Below are 272 nucleotides of genomic sequence, written 5' to 3' on the forward strand. Positions count from 1 at the left end.
TAGATCTTATTGCTATTTTTGATATTCAGCAGCTTATTCGTTATTTAACTAGGCGTGGGATTGGTGTTTTGATAACGGATCATAATGTGCGTGAGACATTAGGGCTTGTCGATCGTGCTTATATCATTCACGCGGGACAAGTTTTGGTTCATGGTTGTCCTAATGATATTATCAACGACGCTGATGTGCGCAGAATTTATTTAGGAAATCAATTTTCTCTCTGATTTTACAGCTTTTACTTTTCATCAAAAACGTCTTTATCACCTGTAGCA

General features: G+C 36.8%; 1 pseudogene. It reads left to right on the forward strand.

The features are described 5' to 3' along the window. Nucleotides 1–224: pseudogene (locus ACFINO_RS11030) on the forward strand (LPS export ABC transporter ATP-binding protein); the annotation flags it as partial. Between the last annotated feature and the right edge of the window lie 48 nt (nt 225–272).

Origin of the sequence: Bartonella sp. AA83SXKL, assembly GCF_042196965.1 — a bacterium.
In the GTDB taxonomy this organism is placed as follows: Bacteria; Pseudomonadota; Alphaproteobacteria; order Rhizobiales; family Rhizobiaceae; genus Bartonella.